Origin of the sequence: Cecembia sp., assembly GCF_007126775.1 — a bacterium.
Classification (GTDB): domain Bacteria; phylum Bacteroidota; class Bacteroidia; order Cytophagales; family Cyclobacteriaceae; genus Cecembia.
On the sequence record NZ_SLAP01000034.1, the window covers coordinates 13,169 to 31,440 of the forward strand.

The following is an 18,272-nucleotide window of genomic DNA, read 5'->3' on the forward strand; positions in this document are numbered from 1 at the left end:
TGCACCTGTCTAATGCTGTTATTTTTGTAACTTATTGCGAGTAAATTACTATGGAAAAATTAACACCCAAAGAGCTGGATGCCTTGATTTCATTGCTGGATGATACCGACATGGAAGTCAAAAACCATGTCAAGGACAGGATTATTTCCTTAGGGAATGAGGCTATCCCCTTTTTGGAAAAAAAATGGGAAGAAAGCTTTAATCCAGAGATTCAAAAGGAAATCGAGGAAATGGTGCATTTCCTACAGTTTGATCTTTTGAAAGAAAGGCTTAAAGACTGGATAAAAAGCCCTGATAAAGACTTACTGACCGGGCTTTGGATTTTGAATACCTTTCAGTACCCCGATTTGGAATATGAAAAGCTGAATGCCGACATGCATCAGATTTATTTTGAGGTGTGGACTGCATTTAGGAATGACCTGCAGCCCAATGAACAGGTGAGAATTATCAATAGTGTGCTATTCAATCAGATCCGTTTTTCTGCCAATACCAAAAATTTTCATTCTCCAGGTAACAGCATGATGAGCAATGTACTGGAAACCAAAAAGGGAAACCCGATTAGCCTTGCATCCATTTATCTCTTGGTGGGCCAAAAATTGGGACTCCCTATATACGGGGTGAATTTACCCAATCTATTCGTACTAACTTACAAATCCAAAGACAGTACTTTTTACATCAATGCTTTTAACAAAGGGCTTGTATTCAGCAGGCAGGATATTGTCAATTACCTGGATCACCTCAAAATAGATCCCAGAGAGGAGTATTTTGAACCTTGTAGCAATAAGGATATCATAGCCCGCTACCTTAGAAACCTGGTGATGGCTTTTGAAAAATTAGGCGAGGTCGAAAAGGTAAATGAAGTAAAAGAGATGTTAAGCATTGTCACTCCCGAAGTTTAGCGGCTCAAGAAGCGTACATTGCATCCTACAGGTCTGGTAGAAGTCGGACTTGGATTTCTCCTGTTACTGATTGCAGTCAGTGCATTTTCCAAGTACTTGAGACTGGCATTTTCTGCTATTTGAGGATTATTATCAATGGCTCCCCTGTAAGCGATGGCAAAACCCGTTGGGCTTGGGGTTACAATAACGACTTCAGGGAGTTTGGTAATACCATACTGCTTGGTCACTACTTGGGAATCATCCATGAGAAATGGCATCTTTAAATTTTGCTCAGCAGCCCGGATTTTAATATTTGCCATTGTTTCCTCCTCTTCTACCTGCGTATGGGGATTGATAAGGGCAAAAACAAAACCCTGAGCGGAAAATTGTTGGTGAAGGGCGACAATTCTTTCCTCATATAGTTTTGAAAAAGGACAGTTCAAGTTGGTAAAAATCAACACCACCGCCCTTGCATCTGTATGCTCAGCCAGAGTAAAATCACTTTCGGATAAGGCATCTTTCAATCGGAAATCATTCGCCCTTTGGGCATTGGCCTGAAATGCCAAGAAAAAGACCAACATCAGTAATGTAACGACATGCTTCATAATGGGGGCATTAATTTTATCTTAATTATATTATACAAAGACCCTACCAAATGGTGTAGGTCAAAATTACATCATTTTCTCTTTCCACCTTTACCTGATAGAAATGATCTGAATGTTCGGAATGATAGATTTTACCTTTTAGGACTGTATCATCGAATGAGAAAGGTTCGAGTAAAATATTGGATTTAAGACTGATTCCCTTCCTCCCTTGGCACTTATAAATAGACTCCTTTGCTGACCATGCAATGGTATGGAGGACAGGGTCATTGTCAACAAATTCCAATTCAACAGGCGCCAAAAATTTTGGTCCAAGACGGATTACTTTTTCCCTTACATAGTCCAAATCAATTCCTACAGGCATGTCCTTGTGAAAGATGGCAGCTGCCATTCCTTTGGTATGTGTGAGGGATACATAACCATAACCATCCATGGGATGTGACTTACCGTACTCATCTTTAAAAAAACCGGGATAAGGCATAGAAATACAATCCAAAGCAGATTTGATTGCTACTCTCGCTCCTTTCCATTCTATTTTTTTATCTAATCTGGAGATATTGGCAAATGACAGTTTTTCTCTAAAGCTCAAAAAATCAACTCCATTTTGGGAAACTTCTTGAATATTATTGATGGCTAAGGCTGATAAAGGACTTATTTTTTCTATTTTTGTTTGCATAGGCCCATTTGGGTTGGTGTGCTAATCACAGCAATTTATGTCAAAAATACAAGTTAATAAACTGCATACATTGTCTGGACACAACGATTGCATTTATGCATTGGTAGAAGGTCCGGATCCTCGTTTTTTTTATACCGGTTCAGGAGATGGCATGGTGGTCGAATGGGACCTGGACAGTCCCAAAGATGGCAGACTGATAGCCAAAGTAGCCCATTCTGTTTATGCTTTAGAGGTGGACAAAGAAAGGAATTTGCTTTTTATAGGACACAATTTCGAGGGCATACATGTGATTGATCTGGAAAAATCCAAAGAAGTATGGTCAATGAAAATTACAGATCAGTCCATATTTGACATGAAGGCCATTGGAAATGAGTTGTATGTAGGCACAGGAGATGGCATCATTATAGTAATTGACATTGAGCAGCAAAGCATCAAGAAACATATCAAAATAGGCAAGAAAAGTGTCAGGGTATTTGCTATCGATCCGACAAAAAGACAATTGGCGGCAGGCCTGAGCGACCATTCCATCAAGGTATTTGATCTTTCGGACCACAGCCCCATTCACAATTTGGAAGCCCATAATAATTCTGTTTTTGCTTTGGGGTATTCCCCAGTAAAATCCATCATGATATCAGGGGGGCGTGATGCAAACCTCAAAATTTGGGAAACCAAAAATTATGCGCTGCAGGAATCAATTGTTGCGCACATGTTTGCCATCAACTACCTGTCTTTTAGGGAAGATGGCAACTATTTTGTAACCTGTAGCATGGATAAGTCCATCAAAGTATGGGACAGCAATACATATAAACTACTTAAAGTAATCGACAAAGCGAGACATGCAGGCCATGGCACATCTATCAACAAAGTGCTTTGGAGCAGCTACAACCAACAGATTGTCTCGGTAAGCGATGATAGAAACATTTCCATTTGGCAAATTGAACTATAAAGACAATGAAATATACAGCAAGCGAAATACGGGATAAGTCATTTGAAAAGGTTTTCCGGGGTTACAATCCAGATGAGGTAACTGAGTTTTTGAAGATCCTCGCTGAAGAATTTGACGAACTGCTCCATGAGAGAAATGAACTTGAGCGAAGATTGGAGACGGTTGAGCGGGAAGCCAAAAAGCTAAAGGATGTAGAAGTATCTTTATTCAGAACGCTTAAGACGGCAGAGGATACAGGTGCTGCAATTATCGAAGAGGCCAATAAAACTGCCGAAGAATTGCTGCAGGAAGCACATCAGAATTCGGACAGTATGGTCAAAGCAGCACAGGTACAGGCACAAAAAATGCTTGAAAATGCTGAAATCAAGTCTGAAGATATTCTGGAAGGTGTAAAAAGAAATATCAAGGAAGCCGCAAGGGATTATGACGCTTTGATCAACAATAGATTGTTGGTACTTAAAAACCTGACAAGAATCAGCCAGGATTTAGGAGAGACCTTGAGCAATTCTGAAAAAGGAATTGAAACCGCATCCTTTGTATCTTTTCATGAACTTTTGGATAGGTTGGATAAAGATAGGCCCGACAAACATTCTTTGGTTGAACCAAAAAATGAAGCAGAGGAAGAAAGTGCAGCTACTGCAATAGAAGAAAAATTGGAAGCTGATGCAAACCCTGCAACAACCAATATGTATGAAGAACAGGAGCAAGCAATTGTACCGGAGGAAACAAATGAAGAAGCCGAGATTTCTGACAAAGAATTAAGGCATGGGGTTGATGCCAATCAACAAAATGAAGAAGATATGAGGAAAGAAGAGGAGGAAATTGAGGCTGACAAGCAGAAAAATAAGAAAGAAGGATCATTTTTTGACCAATTGGACTAATGGGAAGAGTTTCACTGGAAGGAATTGAATTTCATGCTTACCATGGTGTGTACTCTGAGGAAACCAAATTGGGAAACAGGTTTACGGTAGATATTCACGTGGATACAGATTTTAGGAAGGCGATGTTGGAAGATGCATTGCAGGACACGGTTGATTATGTTGGAATATATAAAATCGCCCAATCGCATATGCAGGAACCTGTCAAGCTGCTAGAACATCTTGCACATTTGATGATCAAAGATATCCTTATTGCTTACCCTGCAATCAAGTCTGTTTCTATTACCATCAAAAAGCACAATCCTGCTTTGGGAGGAGTGGTCAATTATTCTGTAGTGACAGTCAATTATCCTGAAGATTATGATTAAGTTTTGTATAAGTTTCCTGCTTGGAATTTTTCTGAGTTTTTCAGTTGACGCGCAGACGGCTGCATTTAAAGTTTTTGATAAAGAAGGAAGAGAGGTAAGGTTTGAGGCCATGTCCCAAATAGCTTCTCAACATCAATTAGTTTTCTTTGGAGAACTGCACAATAACAGCATTGCGCACTGGCTACAACTTCGTCTATTGAAAGCCTTGGAGGCTTCAAAGGATAAGCTGGTATTGGCCGGAGAATTTTTTGAAAGAGATGACCAATTAAACATCAATGAATGGTTTGCTGACAGGATTACTGAGCGGAATTTTGAAGCAGAGGTCAAACTTTGGAACAATTATAAGACAGACTACAAACCCCTCATGCTTTTTGCCAAGTCCAAAGGAATACCTTTTATAGCGTCCAACGTTCCTAGGAAATATGCTTCTTTGGTAAGCAGAGAGGGACTGTCAGGATTGGAGACTTTATCCGATGAAGCCAAAACTTACATTGCTGCGCTCCCTGTAACTGTAGACAAAGAATTGCCTGGATACAAAGGCATGGCCGAAATGATGCATGGCTCTCCCATGAATATGGATTATATGATTGAGGCACAAGCGATAAAAGACGCCACAATGGCTTATTCTCTTTTCAATGCATTGGAAAACGGAAAAACCATTTTGCATATTAACGGTTCCTATCATTCCAATAATTACGAAGGAATTGTTTGGTACATCCTTCAAAGATTTCCTGAAATGGCCCTGATGACAATCAATACAGTGGAGCAGGAAAATGTGCATGAACTGGAAGAAAAACACCTTGGAACAGCGGATTATATAATGGTAACCCCCTTGGATGGACCCAAGAGTTATTGATTGGTTTGCATGTACAGCAGGACAGAAAAAGCAAAAATCAGAAAGGACTTCTGGACTACTTTTGGGCAATATATGAAGCCTGTCCCCAACGCGGAGGGTTTCCGGACCAATTGGCAAAATTACAAAACCGGGGTCAAGGATATTTATTTTCGAATGAAAGCAGAGCGTGAATTTGCATCCATAGGGATAGAAATCACCCACACCGATTTGGAGTTACAGCAATTGTATTTTGAGCAATTTGAGGCTTTTCAAACACTTTTGGAATCAGAAGTGGCAGAAAAATGGGAATGGAGGATGCACCTATCCAATGAATCTAATAAGACCATTTCCCGCATTGAAAAAGTATTACAAGGAGTAAATGTAATGGAAGAAAGTGACTGGCCGGACATCATTTCTTTTTTAAAGCCAAGGATCATTGCTCTGGATGCCTTTTGGAGTAATATAAAGCCAGCTTTTGAAGCGTTTTAGTATTTTACCAAGTATAAGGCTCCTAATGAGACCCTCTATTGCTTTTTCAAAAAAACTTCAACAATAAATGAAATATTTTGGATTTCGGCTCCTAAGTACCGAAATCCAAAATTTAAGATAGATTACTCAAAATCAAACGATTACCTTGGTCGTTCCTCCACCTTTAAGGGTGATTTCAACTGGCGCATTGTTTTTCCAACTTCCACCTGTAAAATCAGGGATATCTATGGAATTGGAACGGTGGGCAACGGACCACTCGCTCAATGGTGAAACCGCGGACCAAAGCGCTGCATCATATACATCCTGATCCAAAGGTAATCCATTCCTAAGGCAATCGATCAACCGCCAATCCATCATAAAATCCATGCCCCCATGGCCACCTATCTGCTTGGCCAACTCCCCTACCTTTTTTACAATTTCCGGTGTGTATTTTTCCTCCAGTGCCTTCATTTCCTCCTCTTTCATCCAGCTATGACCTTTTGCCACTTTTGGATTGGGGTATTTTTGGGCATAACCATCAGTACCACTAACAGTATGCAATCTGGAATAGGGTCTCGGAGAGGTCACATCATGCTGGATCATTATTGATCGGCCATTTTTGGTCTTAACGATTGTGGTATTCATATTGCCTCCATATCTTTTTTCAGCAAAAGAAGCAAAGTAATTATCTGCTTCTGCCAGTTCTCTGGCTTTGTCTGCCATATGAAAATCAGCACTCGAAAGAGAAGTAAGGTAATCCATCTGATCTCCCCGATTGATATCCATGATCTGGCATATAGGGCCCAATCCATGAGTTCCATACAGGTTGCCGTCCCTGAAATTCTCTTTCAAACGCCACATGTCCTGATAGCCTCCTTCAGATGCTTTCATGAAATTCAACCACAATAGATCGTGGATATAAGCGCCTTCCGTATGAATGATTTCCCCAAAGAATCCATCCCGTTTCATGCTCAAAGTCATCAATTCAAAAAAGTCATAACAACAGTTTTCCAGCATCATGCAATGCCTTTTCGTTCTTTCAGAAGTCTCTACCAATTGCCAACATTCTTCCAGGGTTTTTGCAGCAGGAACTTCCACTGCGGCATGCTTGCCAGACTCCATAGCATAAACTGCCATTGGGGTATGCCAATCCCAAGGTGTAGCGATATAAATTAGGTCTAAATCGTTACGATCAACCATTTTTTTCCATGCATATACGGAACCTGAGTATCCCTCTGGATTGTGTTGGGAACCCGAAAGTTTGGCCTTCATTTTATCAACCCTTTCAGGAATCAGGTCACAAAGGGCTTTGATTTCCACGCCCTCTATCTTGCTTAACCTATCCACTGCTCCAGGGCCACGCATTCCCAATCCGATAATTCCTACCCTGACCGTCGAAAGTTTAGGAGCTGCATATCCGCACATATTGAATTGCTGTTGATGGTTTCTTTGACTCAGTTTCCAAACCTCCTCGGGCCTTTCTGCTTCTGCCAAATGGGGAATTCCGGCTCCCACCAAACCTAAACCTGCCAATTTGATGAAGTCTCTGCGGTTATTTTTCATGGATAATGCATTTAATGTTTTGATCTCAAAAATGAATTGAGAGCTTAAATTATCAATTTTCTTTAATTCTTTACTTATCGGGAAGCGTAAATTATTAAGGGCAATAAAAAAGGCAAACCTTCATTGGTTTGCCCTTTATTCTGGATTTTCAACAAGCTATTCTTTCTTAACCCCACAGGTGTTGACTCCTATCAGGGTATATAATGGACAAAAACTGACCAAACTGGTCAATACAAATACAATGGCTACTACCAAAAGAACAATGCCCACAATTCCGGGGATGATTCCTGAAAAATAAAGGTAAGCAGCTACCAATGCGATAATAATGCGAATAGTTTTATCCGCAGTTCCCATATTCTTTTTCATTTTTGTGTTGGGTTATTTTTGTAAATGGTTTATTGTATTTATCCAAAAGCCAAATCTCAATTCAGATTCGGACTTAATAAATCTAATCAAAAATTAAAGATTAAACAAACTCATAATGAGAGAGAATCGGCTGTCGGTAGACCTTTTGATGATTGATATGTTTTAAAACCCAACTACCACAGTCATATATAGGGTCTGCTGAAAAAGACTCAGGTGCAATAGACTCTAGGCAGCAAAGCGAAGACGTATTGTTATACTTCGAGCTGAAGCCAACAATGAAGATATTGTGCCGGAGGCTAAGCTATAAATTATCAAATTTTTGATAATTTGATGCAAGCTTTCCAACATATCTTGCTTAAAAAAACCTTGCACTTTGACTTATAAAACCATTCTCTAAATATTGACTTTAAGTGTCTTAGCTGTTTTTCAGCAGACCCTATCTAAAATTCAACTTTTATGCTCTCAAGTAGTATTTCAGAAAGCAGTTCCAATTCTCCAGACTTAAAGAGACTTTCCATATCTTCTACAGCAGTGTTTTTTTCCTGCGGTTTGTAATTCTCATAATCTAGCAAAACCAGGCCATTTACTTTATGCTGTCTGATGGCCTTCCTGAACCTTACCCCTCCTCCATCAGTATGGTATGAATAAGCCATATAATCCAAGCGATAGGTGGTTTTATCAAACCAATATAAGAATTCATCATCATAATCTTCTCCTCCTCCCTCAGGTTTGAAAGTCACCTTCAACAGGTGATAATTTTTCCCCTCAATGTCGGTTTCCCCCAAATATTCCTTGATAACAGCTGCATCATTTAGTCCATAAGGCAAAAAAGCAAAGTAAGCCACGGAATTTACAGAGTTGCTGAAAGCGCTTACCCTATCCTCAGGTAACGAAACCTCCTTTTCATCGATGGTCCTGACGAAACCCTCATTATTCAATACATCCCTTACAAATCCAGTGGAATCGGTAAACTCTCGGACATATTCAAATCTTTCCGGAGATTTAAAAATTTGATAATGTCTTTCTCTGAAATCAAAACTAATTTTCGCTTTTTCAAAACGCTCTCCACCATGGGCAGCAATCGCTGCATCCACTATGCGCTGGGCCTCTCGATCTCCTTGACCACAGGCAGAGAATATCAAAAGGCATACTAAAATCAGGAATAAATTTTTCATCATTTCAAATTTTGTTGGATAAATTAGTTGCTTTCAAGCAAGTTAAACGTAAGCCTATCGCTTCACTTGATACATTCCATAGCCATAAATGGCCCTTTGATACAAATGCTTTCCCTCCTCATCAACTCGGTAGCTCTCCCTCCTTGCAGGAAGCAACAAGCCGGTTGTTCTATCCCAACCCTGATTGTATACCAAACTGAAATGATCAGAAGTTTTAACTTTATATGCCAGGATTTCAAAGGACTTCGGGTCAAAATAGTACCACCAAATATCAACAGCAGGGTCAGCAGGGTCACCATCTATAACCTTTACAGTTTCCACAGGAACGCCACCAGGGAGCTCTTCTCTTCCAATATATTCCAGGTATTTTTCCTTATCCAAAAGATCAAAAGGTTTGGTGAGTACATAAAATGCTGCATCCAAATCCCTCTTTTTGTTTTGAAGAAAGCCCTCATTCTGAATTTCATTTTCCCCCATATGGTACTGGGTACTGACCCCATCAAAATGGACTCGATGTGGGATGCTGTCCTTTACCCAATTCATCTTTCCTTCAAAAAAAGGCTTAAGGCGAAAATCATTTTCCTGCCTTACATAAGACTCCGTATCTCCATTTTCATCAAACATCCAGATATCTCTCACCAAACTTATGGACTCAATGTCTTCCCAGGCTTTCTCTCCACCATGGGCCTGGATGGACTTTTCTATAATGGAAACGGCCTGCTTGTCACGGGTTGAGCAGGAAAAAAACAATAAAATGAAAATAGAATAGGGAATTAAGGCACTTAAATCTCTCATTTTTCCGGAGTTTGCTCGCAAATATAAGAAGGATTGTAGCCTTTCAAATCAATCCTGGGTTTCTAAGTTTTTTTAACTCCAGAAAAATACTACCGATCAACAGGCCGTATTGCAGCAAGAGCAATAGGCTGTTTTCATCCACGCCGCCTTCGAGGTAAGCTGAATAAGACAAAAACACCAAACCTGTCCAAACCAAAAACACTCGGTTACCCGTGAGTACACTCAATCCAAAGGCAGGAATCAGATACCATGGATGCACTACAGTTTGAAACAGGAAATACACCAAATATACCCATAGCATTCCTAAAGCCAATTCTTTTCCATTTTTGAGATGGATGAAAAAACTCAAGACCAAAACCAGTACAAAGGTCAAAGCAGTGAGGAAAGGTCCAACATAAACTATGGGGTTATAATCCATAAAAAATGCCGAAATGTAGCGTATGAGGTAATAAATGGAAGCATTGAACTCAAAACTAATGGAATAAAGGCGTATACTTTGCCAAAAATTCAGATAGCTTTTATCGATTAAGAGTAAACCCAAAACAAGCGCTATAAAAAGGGCCGACCAAATCAAAAAGGCTAGGGAAAACTTGGATTGGCCAGCCTTTCTCCAAATCAAAGGACCCAGCATTAAGGGTGTCAACTTAATACCTAATGCCCATGCCCAGGCAGCAGAGGCCATACGCAACCGTTGTTTTTCAAAAAAATAAAGTACTGCCAATAAGCCTGTCAACACCATCCCCTCAAAATGTAAGTTTCCTGTCAATTCCAAAATCACCAATGGGTTTAAGGTATAAAGTATTACCCTATGACCTGGCATTGACCACATTTTTAACAATTGGTAAACCAGGAATATGTTGAGCAGGTCAAAAGCAATAATAATTGTCCTTAAAATCAGCAAATTGCCCAGCAATCGCTCACCTGACAAAGCTGTTAATGCAAAAAATAATTGATGAAGGGGAGGGTAAACAGAATAGTACTCAGGGGAATTCATACCTTTGAACAAGTCATAAAGGTAGGATCCTTCCAATATCTGGTCTTTCACCAATTCTTCAGGAAGGTAGGCGTATGGGTTGATTCCTTTCAATATCAAATGTCCATCGAAAAAATAGCGGTAAAAGTCGTCAGACAAGGATGGAATGGCAAAAAGCAACAAAAGCCTGGCAAAAATGCTTATAACAAGCCCATACTTTAAGGACAATTGATTCAATTTTACTTTTTGGTATAGAGCAAGGTATAGTACAAAGCAAAGCGAGAAGGCCATGAGGTTATAAAAAAAGGCTTCTCTCGGGAGGATATAGGCGATGAAAAGAAGGCCCAAAAAATAAAGGGGAGTGATTAAAAATAAGGGTAATTGGAAGGAATTTTTCAAGGATTTGGCTGATGAATTGTATTTCAAGAGACAATATTAAAATAAAATGCATTTCATACCTTGAATTCTGTTGACAATACCTTTAATTTATGTCAGAATTGAAATTATTATGAAGCAAATATGGTGTTGGGGAGCTGCGGTCACGCTAGCTTTTGTACTTGGAATGCAGGCAGAACTTACTGCACAAACTTACGAAGTCTATGATCAGAATCTCAAATTAAAATCCAGATTGGAATTTGATCAAATTTCCATTCTCAGTGAATCTGTGAGGATCAGTACGGCAAATAATGAAGTGAAATTGCTAAGCAGGGAGTACAAACCATATATTGACCTTAATGCTGAAAAGGTTCATTTGTATGACCAGCCTTGGATCATTGTTAAGGGAAAAGAGGGTCTTGGCGCTTTCCATGAATATGGTGAGGAGATCCTTTCAGGTGAATATGATGAAATTCAGACTTTTTTTACCAGGCTTTTGGGTAGAAAAGGAAATCAATACTGGGTTTACGACCACTCCACAAGGGAAACAACCCACATTGGCAGTTTCGAAAATGCAACCCTTGCCATCAATGGACAGGTCATAGCCCAAACCGCACAGGGCTTTTTTCTTCCGCTTTCAGAAAATCCTGATAAATTATACGACAAATTGGATCAGGTAAATGAAAACTACATCATTTCTAAAGAAGCATCAGGTTATGGCATGATCAATAGGGAGGGAAATTATGTGCTAAAGCCAGTAATTGATCATATCGTACATTTGGAGGATGATTATTTCTATGCCTTTGATGGGAACCAATATATGCTCATCAAAGGTAGAGAAGGGAAAGCGGATATCAGTTATTCCTCCTATCACAAAATCACCTTAGAAGATGGTGTAATGCTGGAATTTATCCATGGTAAACTCCGGAGGGTGATGAAAAATGACGGGATTCTTTTGGATCAAGTTGGAATGGAAAAAGTGAGCGGTGTTGGGTATAAGCATTTTAATGTGCGGATGCGGGATGAAAGGTTGGGCTTATTGGGTCCAAAAGGTTGGGAAGTTCCTCCTGTAGATTCAATTGAAAAAATTCTTCCCGGTAATGAAGGGCTTTTCCCAGCACTTAAAGATGGAAAATATGGTTTTATTGATAAGTCAGGTAATTGGATCATCCCTGCTCAATTTGATGGGGTGAAAAAATTCACTGAAGGCTTGGCGGCTTTTCAGGAAAATGGTCAATGGGGAGTCATCGACAGGCAAGGACAAATAATTTCAAGGGCTATTTTTAATCATGTGGCTGATTTCAAAAGAGGGTTTGCAGTAGTCAAGATTGGCAATAAGCAGAATATCTTAGATCGCAATGGGCAGTTGCTTTTAGAAGAGGGCTACGAACGCATCTCCTTGGGAGCAGACAATTATTTTATTTCTGAGGAAAATGAAAAATTTGGTCTTATTGCACCTGATGGCAAAGAGATTGTGCCCCCAAAATTTGAGGAGCTCAGAAGAGAAGACCTCAACAGGGTATTGGTACGCGTAGGAGATAAATTTGGAATCATGGATGAAAATGGGGATTACTTACTCCCTATCTACTACAAAAGTATCGTTTTTGATCAGGGTGCAAAACAGATACTTGCTGAGGATGAATACCAGTTTTTACAGGTGGAAGAAGAAAAATCCGGCAGGAAAAGGCGTTCAGTGAATTAAACAGGGTGGAAGAAAAATCGGTTCCTACTCTACCTTCCACAAATATCTATGTAAGGACAAATTTTGCACTTGTCCAGATCATCGGTCTGATCGAAAGGGATTTTAGGATCAAAGAGTTCGACTAGCTTGGCACTAAGATGGCTTTCAAAATCAACTTTGTAATCATTGTAATCATTGACCTCCACTTTAGGTTTGCGGGATTCACCCTGCTGTAAATAGGGATTGAAATCATCCTGGAATACTTCCTTGAAATTAAAAAGAGCAGGCTTAAGCGGGTTAATGTTTTCAGGATGCATGGATGAATACAGCAAACCATAGAAAAGCGTCTGCATGGCTGCTTTATTCCTATTTTTGATAGCAGGTTCAAAGAGATCATCTATTTTAGAAAAATCCTTTTTATCTGCTCCTGATTTATAATCTATCAGTCGAATACTTTCATTTTGTAAATCAACCCTATCAATATATCCTTTTAAGCTGACTTTAAAGTCTCCATAGGGTGCCTCCACACCAAAAATGGCCTGGTGTTCCTTTTCCATGGAAAGAATCTGAAAAGGAGAAGCGGACTGATCTATTTCCAAAAGCCTGACAATATAACCATGAAGTACGTCCCTCACTATGGCTATTTGTCCATTGAGCCGTGTATCCTTTTCGGCTCCCAGGTTGTAAAATTTCCTTACCCCCTTTTCTATGGCAGGGTATATCCAATTTTTCTCCAAGTCTTCAAAATCCTCAGGATTGAGTGTCTTTCTATTTTTTCTTTCTATGAAACCCTCATATAGATATTGCATACTGTAATGGGCAATATTTCCAAAAACAGCAGCATCTACCTCTTCCTTGACTTCTTCTTTTTCATTGAGTCCGGCAATGTATTTCAGGTAAAACTTTAATCGGCAATCAATGTAGACGTTAATGGCAGAAGGTGAAAAAGAGGTCTGGGAAGTACCATCATTGCTAACTTTGTACCGCTCCAAGCTAAAGAGAACATCCCTTTTTTTATGGATGCTGATGGGGCCCGTACCCTTGAGGTCTATCGGGACAAAAACAACTTGTTCTTCGTTTTCGATACCCATTTCTACCGTCATTTGCTGGATATACCTACTTTTTTCGCCAGCTTTTCCTTGGTCAGAGGCTGTGATATAGATCATATGCACCTCCTCCGCTCTGTGTAAAAGGCGGTAAAAAGTATAGGCATAAATAGCATCATTCTGCTCCTGTACAGGTAATCCAAAAGCCCTTCTTATATTAAAAGGAATCATGGAATTCAGACCCGCAGAGGGAGGAAAACTTTCCTCATTCATATTGCATACAATCACCCTTTTAAAATCCAGATTCCGCGATTCCAATACCCCCATGATCTGAAGACCTTGAAGAGGTTCTCCCTCAAAAGGTAATTTTATTTCCCTGAAAATCTGCCTAAAAAGGCGGATCATAAACTCCAAATCCAATGACTGTATATCCTGTCCCTGCAATACTTCCCCGATTCTATTCAGCTGTTTGTAACATTGAAACAGATAGGAACGCTGCAGTGGTTCTTCTTCCAACCTACCTGCCAATACTTTGATCAAGTCTGTCAGGAATTGAAAAAGCTGGGAAGATTTTACTTTGCAAAAAACCAGTGCATGCAATTCCCCACCTGACTGTAGTTGGGACATTGGGACATACAGCATGTTTTGCTCCTGGATTTGTTTTAGGATTTCTTTGGCAAATTCAGGGTTTACTCCATTGAGATAGCTACTTGCTAAAAGGTTTTTGACCTGCTTGTGGTAAAAAAGGACCTTCCCTTCTTCTATTTTCAGATAGCGTTGCATCTCCAATACCGCTTCCAAAAATGCGTAAACGGGAGCATTTCGAATCGGGTAACCCATGGTTACATTTACCTTGGAGATGGAAGAAGGCAAAACGTGTAAAATAGGAAAAAGCATTTGTTCGTCCGGCAAAATCACCACTGTTTCTTCCCAATTTTCCTCTGGCCCTATGCTTTCCAGGATTGCTCCTACGAGATTGGCCTGATTGCTTTTTAGGGGTGTAGCATAGGTCTGTATTTTTGCCTGATGCGAGGCTATTTGATCTGGAATGACCTTGGGAAAGGTGGGGCCGAAAATTTTATCATTTTGGTACTCCCTGAAAAACATCCCTGCTTCCTGAATTTTATCATCCAGGTAATAAGTATCTATATCCCAATATATATCCGCCCCATACTCGGTAATAAAGTGTTTTATAAGTAATTCCTCTGTCCCGGTAAAGGCATTGAACCCTACAAAAACATGCATTTTTTCAGGTTTTGTTAAAGTGTCCAGTCCACTGGCAACTTTTCTATATAACATGCCAGAATAAGCAAGTCCGGAAACCTGCAAAGCTGACTGAAACTGTTTGTACAATGGACCTAGTATCTGCCAGAATTTCAGAAATTTTTCCTGATGTTTTCTGTCCTGTCTTTCGAAAGAATTCCAAAATTGTCTGATCATTGCAACTTGGGATTCAGAAAGAAAACTCAAATCAGATTCAAGCGTTTTGATCTCTGTTAAATGATGGTAGAGTTTGCCTGCATCTGCCATAAACTGATCCAAGTCATTGAAATCTTTGAGTATCATTTCTCCCCAAAAATAAAAACGATCAAAACTTTCCGCTTCCTTGTTCAGGTTTTGGTATACTTGATAGAGTTCAAAAATAAGAGAAAGGTTATCAGCTGGTCTTTGTCCTGCAAGCTGATAAAAGACATCCTCAATGGTCTTGATTTCAGGCATCCAAATGGGTGTTTGGATCAAGCTTCCCAAATGTTGCCTAAAAAACAAGCCCGCACGGCGATTGGGTAGCACAATAACAATATCCTGTAAAGTCTCGTGTTTTTTTAAAATGTCTTGGGCTGTATTTCTTAAAAAACTGTTCATGAATGGAAAGAAGTTAGGGGCCTTTTGTTTTTATACAACATCCTGACGCAAGAAATGAGGCTGAGGAATCATTTCCAAATTTAGGGATGTATTTCGAAGCAAACTGTCTGAGAATAATTAGGGCGTGCTGAAAAACGCCAATTGGAGAATATTTTCTTTAAATTTTGATGAATACCCCATTTATTAAGCGTTGTCTTTTTAAGCAGGTGCAAGCTTATTAAATGATCCAGTTTGAATTGAGTGCACTTGAAAATTTAAAAATCCGAAATTTTCAGGCTAGTAGGCATACCATCCCTGCCTGTCGACTTGACAGGTTCTAATTGGGCTTATTCGAAGTATAAGCTTACAACTTCATTCGCCCGCTTTGAACTTGCCTACCGATAGGAAGGGCTGGCATACCTGAGACTTTTTCAGCAAGCCCTAGTTAAGTATGATACTTAGGATAGACCTGGGGAAGGAAGAAGATTTATGGATTGCTGCATCCTTTTTCTTGTGCCATTTGAAATTGATAGACAGCCTTTTCTTCATTTCCTATTTGATTAAATAATCTTCCCAATTCTTGATGAATCTGACAATCATTGGGGTAAATACTGATTGATACCAGATAATCTTCAATAGCTTTTTCATATTGACCAAGAATATCATATATGGCCGCTCTCTTGTCATAATAGGATGCATTTCTGGGGTCTATTTCCAAAGATGCCGCTAAGTATTCCAAGGCGGCCATATAATCCTCCATTTGCTCATAGCACATGGCGAGATAATAGGTAATATCCGAATCCTGTTTCTCCTTTTCAAAGGCAACATTAAATTGATCAATGGCCATCTTTGGATTCCCACTGTTTAAGTAAGCTAGTCCCAAATTGAAGTAATTATTACGATCATCAGGTGCTTTATCTATACACTTACGATGATAAAGCTTTGCTTTTGGCTTCAAGGCAATGACAGACTTCATCTGCTAAGAATTGAATATAATCTTGAGCTGAAGCAGTCCCTTGACTGAAAATAAATAAAAACGCAATCATTCCCAAGGATCGGAATTTGGAGATATTTAAACAATTCAACATAAGCGTAAAAGGAAAATTAAAACATACTTAATTCAGAAAATTCGATAAACCTAAATCAGAATTTCTTTTCATTATAAAAAGCCAATAAATTTAATTCTTTTTCGCAAAAAGAAAATTAACCTTAATTAATTATCGGACAATATCTCCTCAAATTAGAACAACTTTTTAAGCTCAGATAAGGTTATTATATTTGATATTAATTTCAAAACTAAAAAGAATTATTCTTCATGAAACAGCTGACACTCAATATCGCTGACAGTAAATTCAAAGCCTTCCTTGACTTCATCAAAACATTAGACTAAGTAAAGGTGGAAGATGTGGAAGAAAAGGCATTGGAAGAGCTTCAAAGTAGCCTTGATCAGGTGAAACTCATTAAGGAAGGCAAGCTGCCCAAGCAATCAGCCAAAGAATTTCTCAATAAGTTATAAAGTAATCCCTACTCCTGATTTCAAAAAGCTCTTTAAAAAGCTGGCTAAAAAATACCCTTCCCTTAAGGATGACCTATGGCAGCTTATTGACATACTCTCTGAAAACCCGACTACAGGAACTGACCTTGGTATTGGCATTCACAAAATCCGGAATTCCATTTTTTCTAAGGGAATAGGGAAATCCGGTGGTGCAAGGGTAATCACCTATTTTTTAACTAGGGATCTGGAAGTGTAACTGGTGCATATCTATGACAAAGGACAGCTAGACAACCTGACCAAAGACCAGATCATCGAGCTGCTTAAAAAGGCTGGGTTGTTATGATAAAGATCCGGGTCTCGAAGAACTTGGAATAATTTTGCATGGTCCTATCTTACACCTCAAGCTTCCCAAAACACAAAACAACTTTCGCCTTTTTTATGCATCTTTTTAGCGTATTTTTGGATTATCAATGCAAAATCATCTATTTATAAGGTGTAATCATGACTAAAATAATTAACAGGATAGGACAGTTACCCAAGCAAAATGGCTAGTCGCGACAAAACTGTCCAAAAAAATCGGAGCTTCAAAAGAAGCTATTGGCAAGTATGAACGCAACGAAATCTTACCCTCGGTAGAGACAACAAAGAAAATCTCTGATGCATTCAAGGTATCGGTAGATCACCTTGTAGACGAAACTGCCCGGCCTACTTTTGATAAACTCCCCTTGAGAAGCCTTCAGGATCTTGAAGCACTTACACCGGAAGACAGAAGCCATTTGATGGCCTTGATGGATGCTTTTCTAAGGGATGCCAAAACAAAAAAAGCTTACGATTCGTAAATTTGACGACATGAACAATACTATAATTATACATACCGAAAACAAGGAGCAGGAAAACGCCCTCAAGGCCTTTGCCAAGGCCCTTAAAATCAAATTTGAGGTGGCAAAAGAAAGCCCGTACAACCCTGATTTCGTTGCCAAGATAGAAAAAAGCCAGCAGGAATTTGAAGAAGGCAACTTTACCGGGATTGAAAAGAAAGACCTGAAAAGCTTCCTTGGCATAGAATGACCTACCAACTCCAATTCTCCGGACAGGCCATCAAAGACATTGATTTCCATAAAAAAACCGGCAACAAGGCCTTGCTCAAAAAGATGCTTGTACTCCTGGAAGAACTGACCTAGCACCCCACTTCAGGCACCGGTAAACCGGAACTGCTAAAGCACAACCTAGCAGGCTACTGGTCAAGAAGGATCAGCCAGGAGCACAGGCTTGTTTACAAAATCATGGAAAATCAAACCGTACGGATTTAT

The 18,272-nt window shown here is 39.5% G+C and carries 17 protein-coding genes and 2 pseudogenes; 10 read left to right on the forward strand and 9 right to left on the reverse strand.

What is annotated here, in order from left to right:
• The first annotated feature begins 50 nt into the window (after window positions 1-50).
• Entirely contained in the window at window positions 51-899 is an 849-nt protein-coding gene (locus QZT73_RS02595) for a transglutaminase-like domain-containing protein (RefSeq protein ID WP_291784900.1), read from the forward strand.
• Here the strand turns inward: QZT73_RS02595 and QZT73_RS02600 are convergent.
• Together QZT73_RS02600 and QZT73_RS02605 are read right to left on the reverse strand one after the other, a co-directional pair.
• Window positions 896-1,483 (reverse strand): redoxin domain-containing protein, encoded by a 588-nt coding sequence (locus QZT73_RS02600; protein WP_291786454.1) that lies wholly within the window; start codon window positions 1,481-1,483, stop codon window positions 896-898. The genes QZT73_RS02595 and QZT73_RS02600 overlap by 4 nt on opposite strands.
• A 43-nt stretch (window positions 1,484-1,526) precedes the next feature.
• A complete protein-coding gene (locus QZT73_RS02605) occupies window positions 1,527-2,156 on the reverse strand; it encodes a 4'-phosphopantetheinyl transferase superfamily protein (protein WP_291786456.1) in 630 nt (209 codons plus the stop codon).
• A 37-nt stretch (window positions 2,157-2,193) separates the two neighbouring features.
• Between QZT73_RS02605 and QZT73_RS02610 the strand changes: the two genes are divergently transcribed.
• The 5 genes from QZT73_RS02610 to QZT73_RS02630 are packed head-to-tail and all read left to right on the forward strand — an operon-like array spanning window position 2,194 to window position 5,672.
• Window positions 2,194-3,102: a WD40 repeat domain-containing protein gene (locus QZT73_RS02610; RefSeq protein ID WP_291776998.1), complete on the forward strand. Its 909-nt coding sequence runs from the start codon at window positions 2,194-2,196 to the stop codon at window positions 3,100-3,102.
• A gap of 5 nt (window positions 3,103-3,107) precedes the next feature.
• Window positions 3,108-3,983, forward strand: a complete 876-nt coding sequence (locus tag QZT73_RS02615; protein WP_291786460.1) for a DivIVA domain-containing protein — start codon at window positions 3,108-3,110, stop codon at window positions 3,981-3,983.
• Window positions 3,983-4,348, forward strand: a complete 366-nt coding sequence (gene folB / locus QZT73_RS02620) for a dihydroneopterin aldolase (protein ID WP_291786462.1) — start codon at window positions 3,983-3,985, stop codon at window positions 4,346-4,348. Before QZT73_RS02615 ends, folB begins: the two co-directional genes overlap by 1 nt.
• Window positions 4,341-5,204 carry a ChaN family lipoprotein gene (locus QZT73_RS02625; RefSeq protein WP_291786464.1) on the forward strand — a complete coding sequence of 288 codons (864 nt, stop codon included), beginning with the start codon at window positions 4,341-4,343 and terminating at the stop codon, window positions 5,202-5,204. The genes folB and QZT73_RS02625 overlap by 8 nt, the downstream gene beginning before the upstream one ends.
• A 9-nt stretch (window positions 5,205-5,213) precedes the next feature.
• The gene (locus QZT73_RS02630) at window positions 5,214-5,672 is read left to right on the forward strand and encodes a DUF4268 domain-containing protein (protein WP_291786466.1); all 459 of its coding nucleotides are present in this window, start codon (window positions 5,214-5,216) and stop codon (window positions 5,670-5,672) included.
• Window positions 5,673-5,804: 132 nt separating this feature from the next.
• Here the strand turns inward: QZT73_RS02630 and QZT73_RS02635 are convergent, their stop codons facing one another.
• The 5 genes from QZT73_RS02635 to QZT73_RS02655 all read right to left on the reverse strand — a co-directional run bounded on the left by QZT73_RS02635 (window position 5,805) and on the right by QZT73_RS02655 (window position 10,751).
• Entirely contained in the window at window positions 5,805-7,214 is a 1,410-nt protein-coding gene (locus QZT73_RS02635) for a Gfo/Idh/MocA family oxidoreductase (RefSeq protein WP_291786468.1), read from the reverse strand.
• A 156-nt stretch (window positions 7,215-7,370) separates the two neighbouring features.
• Complete coding sequence (locus QZT73_RS02640; protein WP_291777016.1) at window positions 7,371-7,580, reverse strand: DUF2892 domain-containing protein; 210 nt, start codon at window positions 7,578-7,580, stop codon at window positions 7,371-7,373.
• A gap of 440 nt (window positions 7,581-8,020) precedes the next feature.
• The gene (locus QZT73_RS02645) at window positions 8,021-8,755 is read right to left on the reverse strand and encodes a DUF6503 family protein (protein WP_291786481.1); all 735 of its coding nucleotides are present in this window, start codon (window positions 8,753-8,755) and stop codon (window positions 8,021-8,023) included.
• 54 nt (window positions 8,756-8,809) lie between these two features.
• Window positions 8,810-9,550, reverse strand: coding sequence for a hypothetical protein (locus tag QZT73_RS02650; protein ID WP_291786470.1), 741 nt, complete (start codon window positions 9,548-9,550; stop codon window positions 8,810-8,812).
• 43 nt (window positions 9,551-9,593) lie between these two features.
• Window positions 9,594-10,751: a carotene biosynthesis protein gene (locus QZT73_RS02655; protein ID WP_291786472.1), complete on the reverse strand. Its 1,158-nt coding sequence runs from the start codon at window positions 10,749-10,751 to the stop codon at window positions 9,594-9,596.
• A 280-nt stretch (window positions 10,752-11,031) separates the two neighbouring features.
• Here QZT73_RS02655 and QZT73_RS02660 point away from each other — a divergent pair, with 280 nt between their 5' ends.
• On the forward strand, window positions 11,032-12,600 hold the full coding sequence (locus QZT73_RS02660) for a WG repeat-containing protein (RefSeq protein ID WP_291782837.1): 1,569 nt from the start codon (window positions 11,032-11,034) through the stop codon (window positions 12,598-12,600).
• Between the two features lie 29 nt (window positions 12,601-12,629).
• Here QZT73_RS02660 and QZT73_RS02665 read toward each other — a convergent pair whose 3' ends face one another.
• Window positions 12,630-15,488 (reverse strand): PD-(D/E)XK nuclease family protein, encoded by a 2,859-nt coding sequence (locus QZT73_RS02665; protein ID WP_291786474.1) that lies wholly within the window; start codon window positions 15,486-15,488, stop codon window positions 12,630-12,632.
• Window positions 15,489-15,954: 466 nt separating this feature from the next.
• Window positions 15,955-16,443 carry a tetratricopeptide repeat protein gene (locus tag QZT73_RS02670; protein ID WP_291786476.1) on the reverse strand — a complete coding sequence of 163 codons (489 nt, stop codon included), beginning with the start codon at window positions 16,441-16,443 and terminating at the stop codon, window positions 15,955-15,957.
• Window positions 16,444-17,525: 1,082 nt separating this feature from the next.
• Here QZT73_RS02670 and QZT73_RS02675 point away from each other — a divergent pair.
• The 3 genes and pseudogenes from QZT73_RS02675 to QZT73_RS02685 form a co-directional block, all read left to right on the forward strand.
• A pseudogene (locus QZT73_RS02675) lies at window positions 17,526-17,636 on the forward strand (helix-turn-helix transcriptional regulator); the annotation flags it as partial.
• A 175-nt stretch (window positions 17,637-17,811) separates the two neighbouring features.
• Window positions 17,812-18,030 (forward strand): DUF2683 family protein, encoded by a 219-nt coding sequence (locus tag QZT73_RS02680; protein WP_291786479.1) that lies wholly within the window; start codon window positions 17,812-17,814, stop codon window positions 18,028-18,030.
• A gap of 128 nt (window positions 18,031-18,158) precedes the next feature.
• Window positions 18,159-18,272, forward strand: a pseudogene (locus QZT73_RS02685) (type II toxin-antitoxin system YoeB family toxin); the annotation flags it as partial.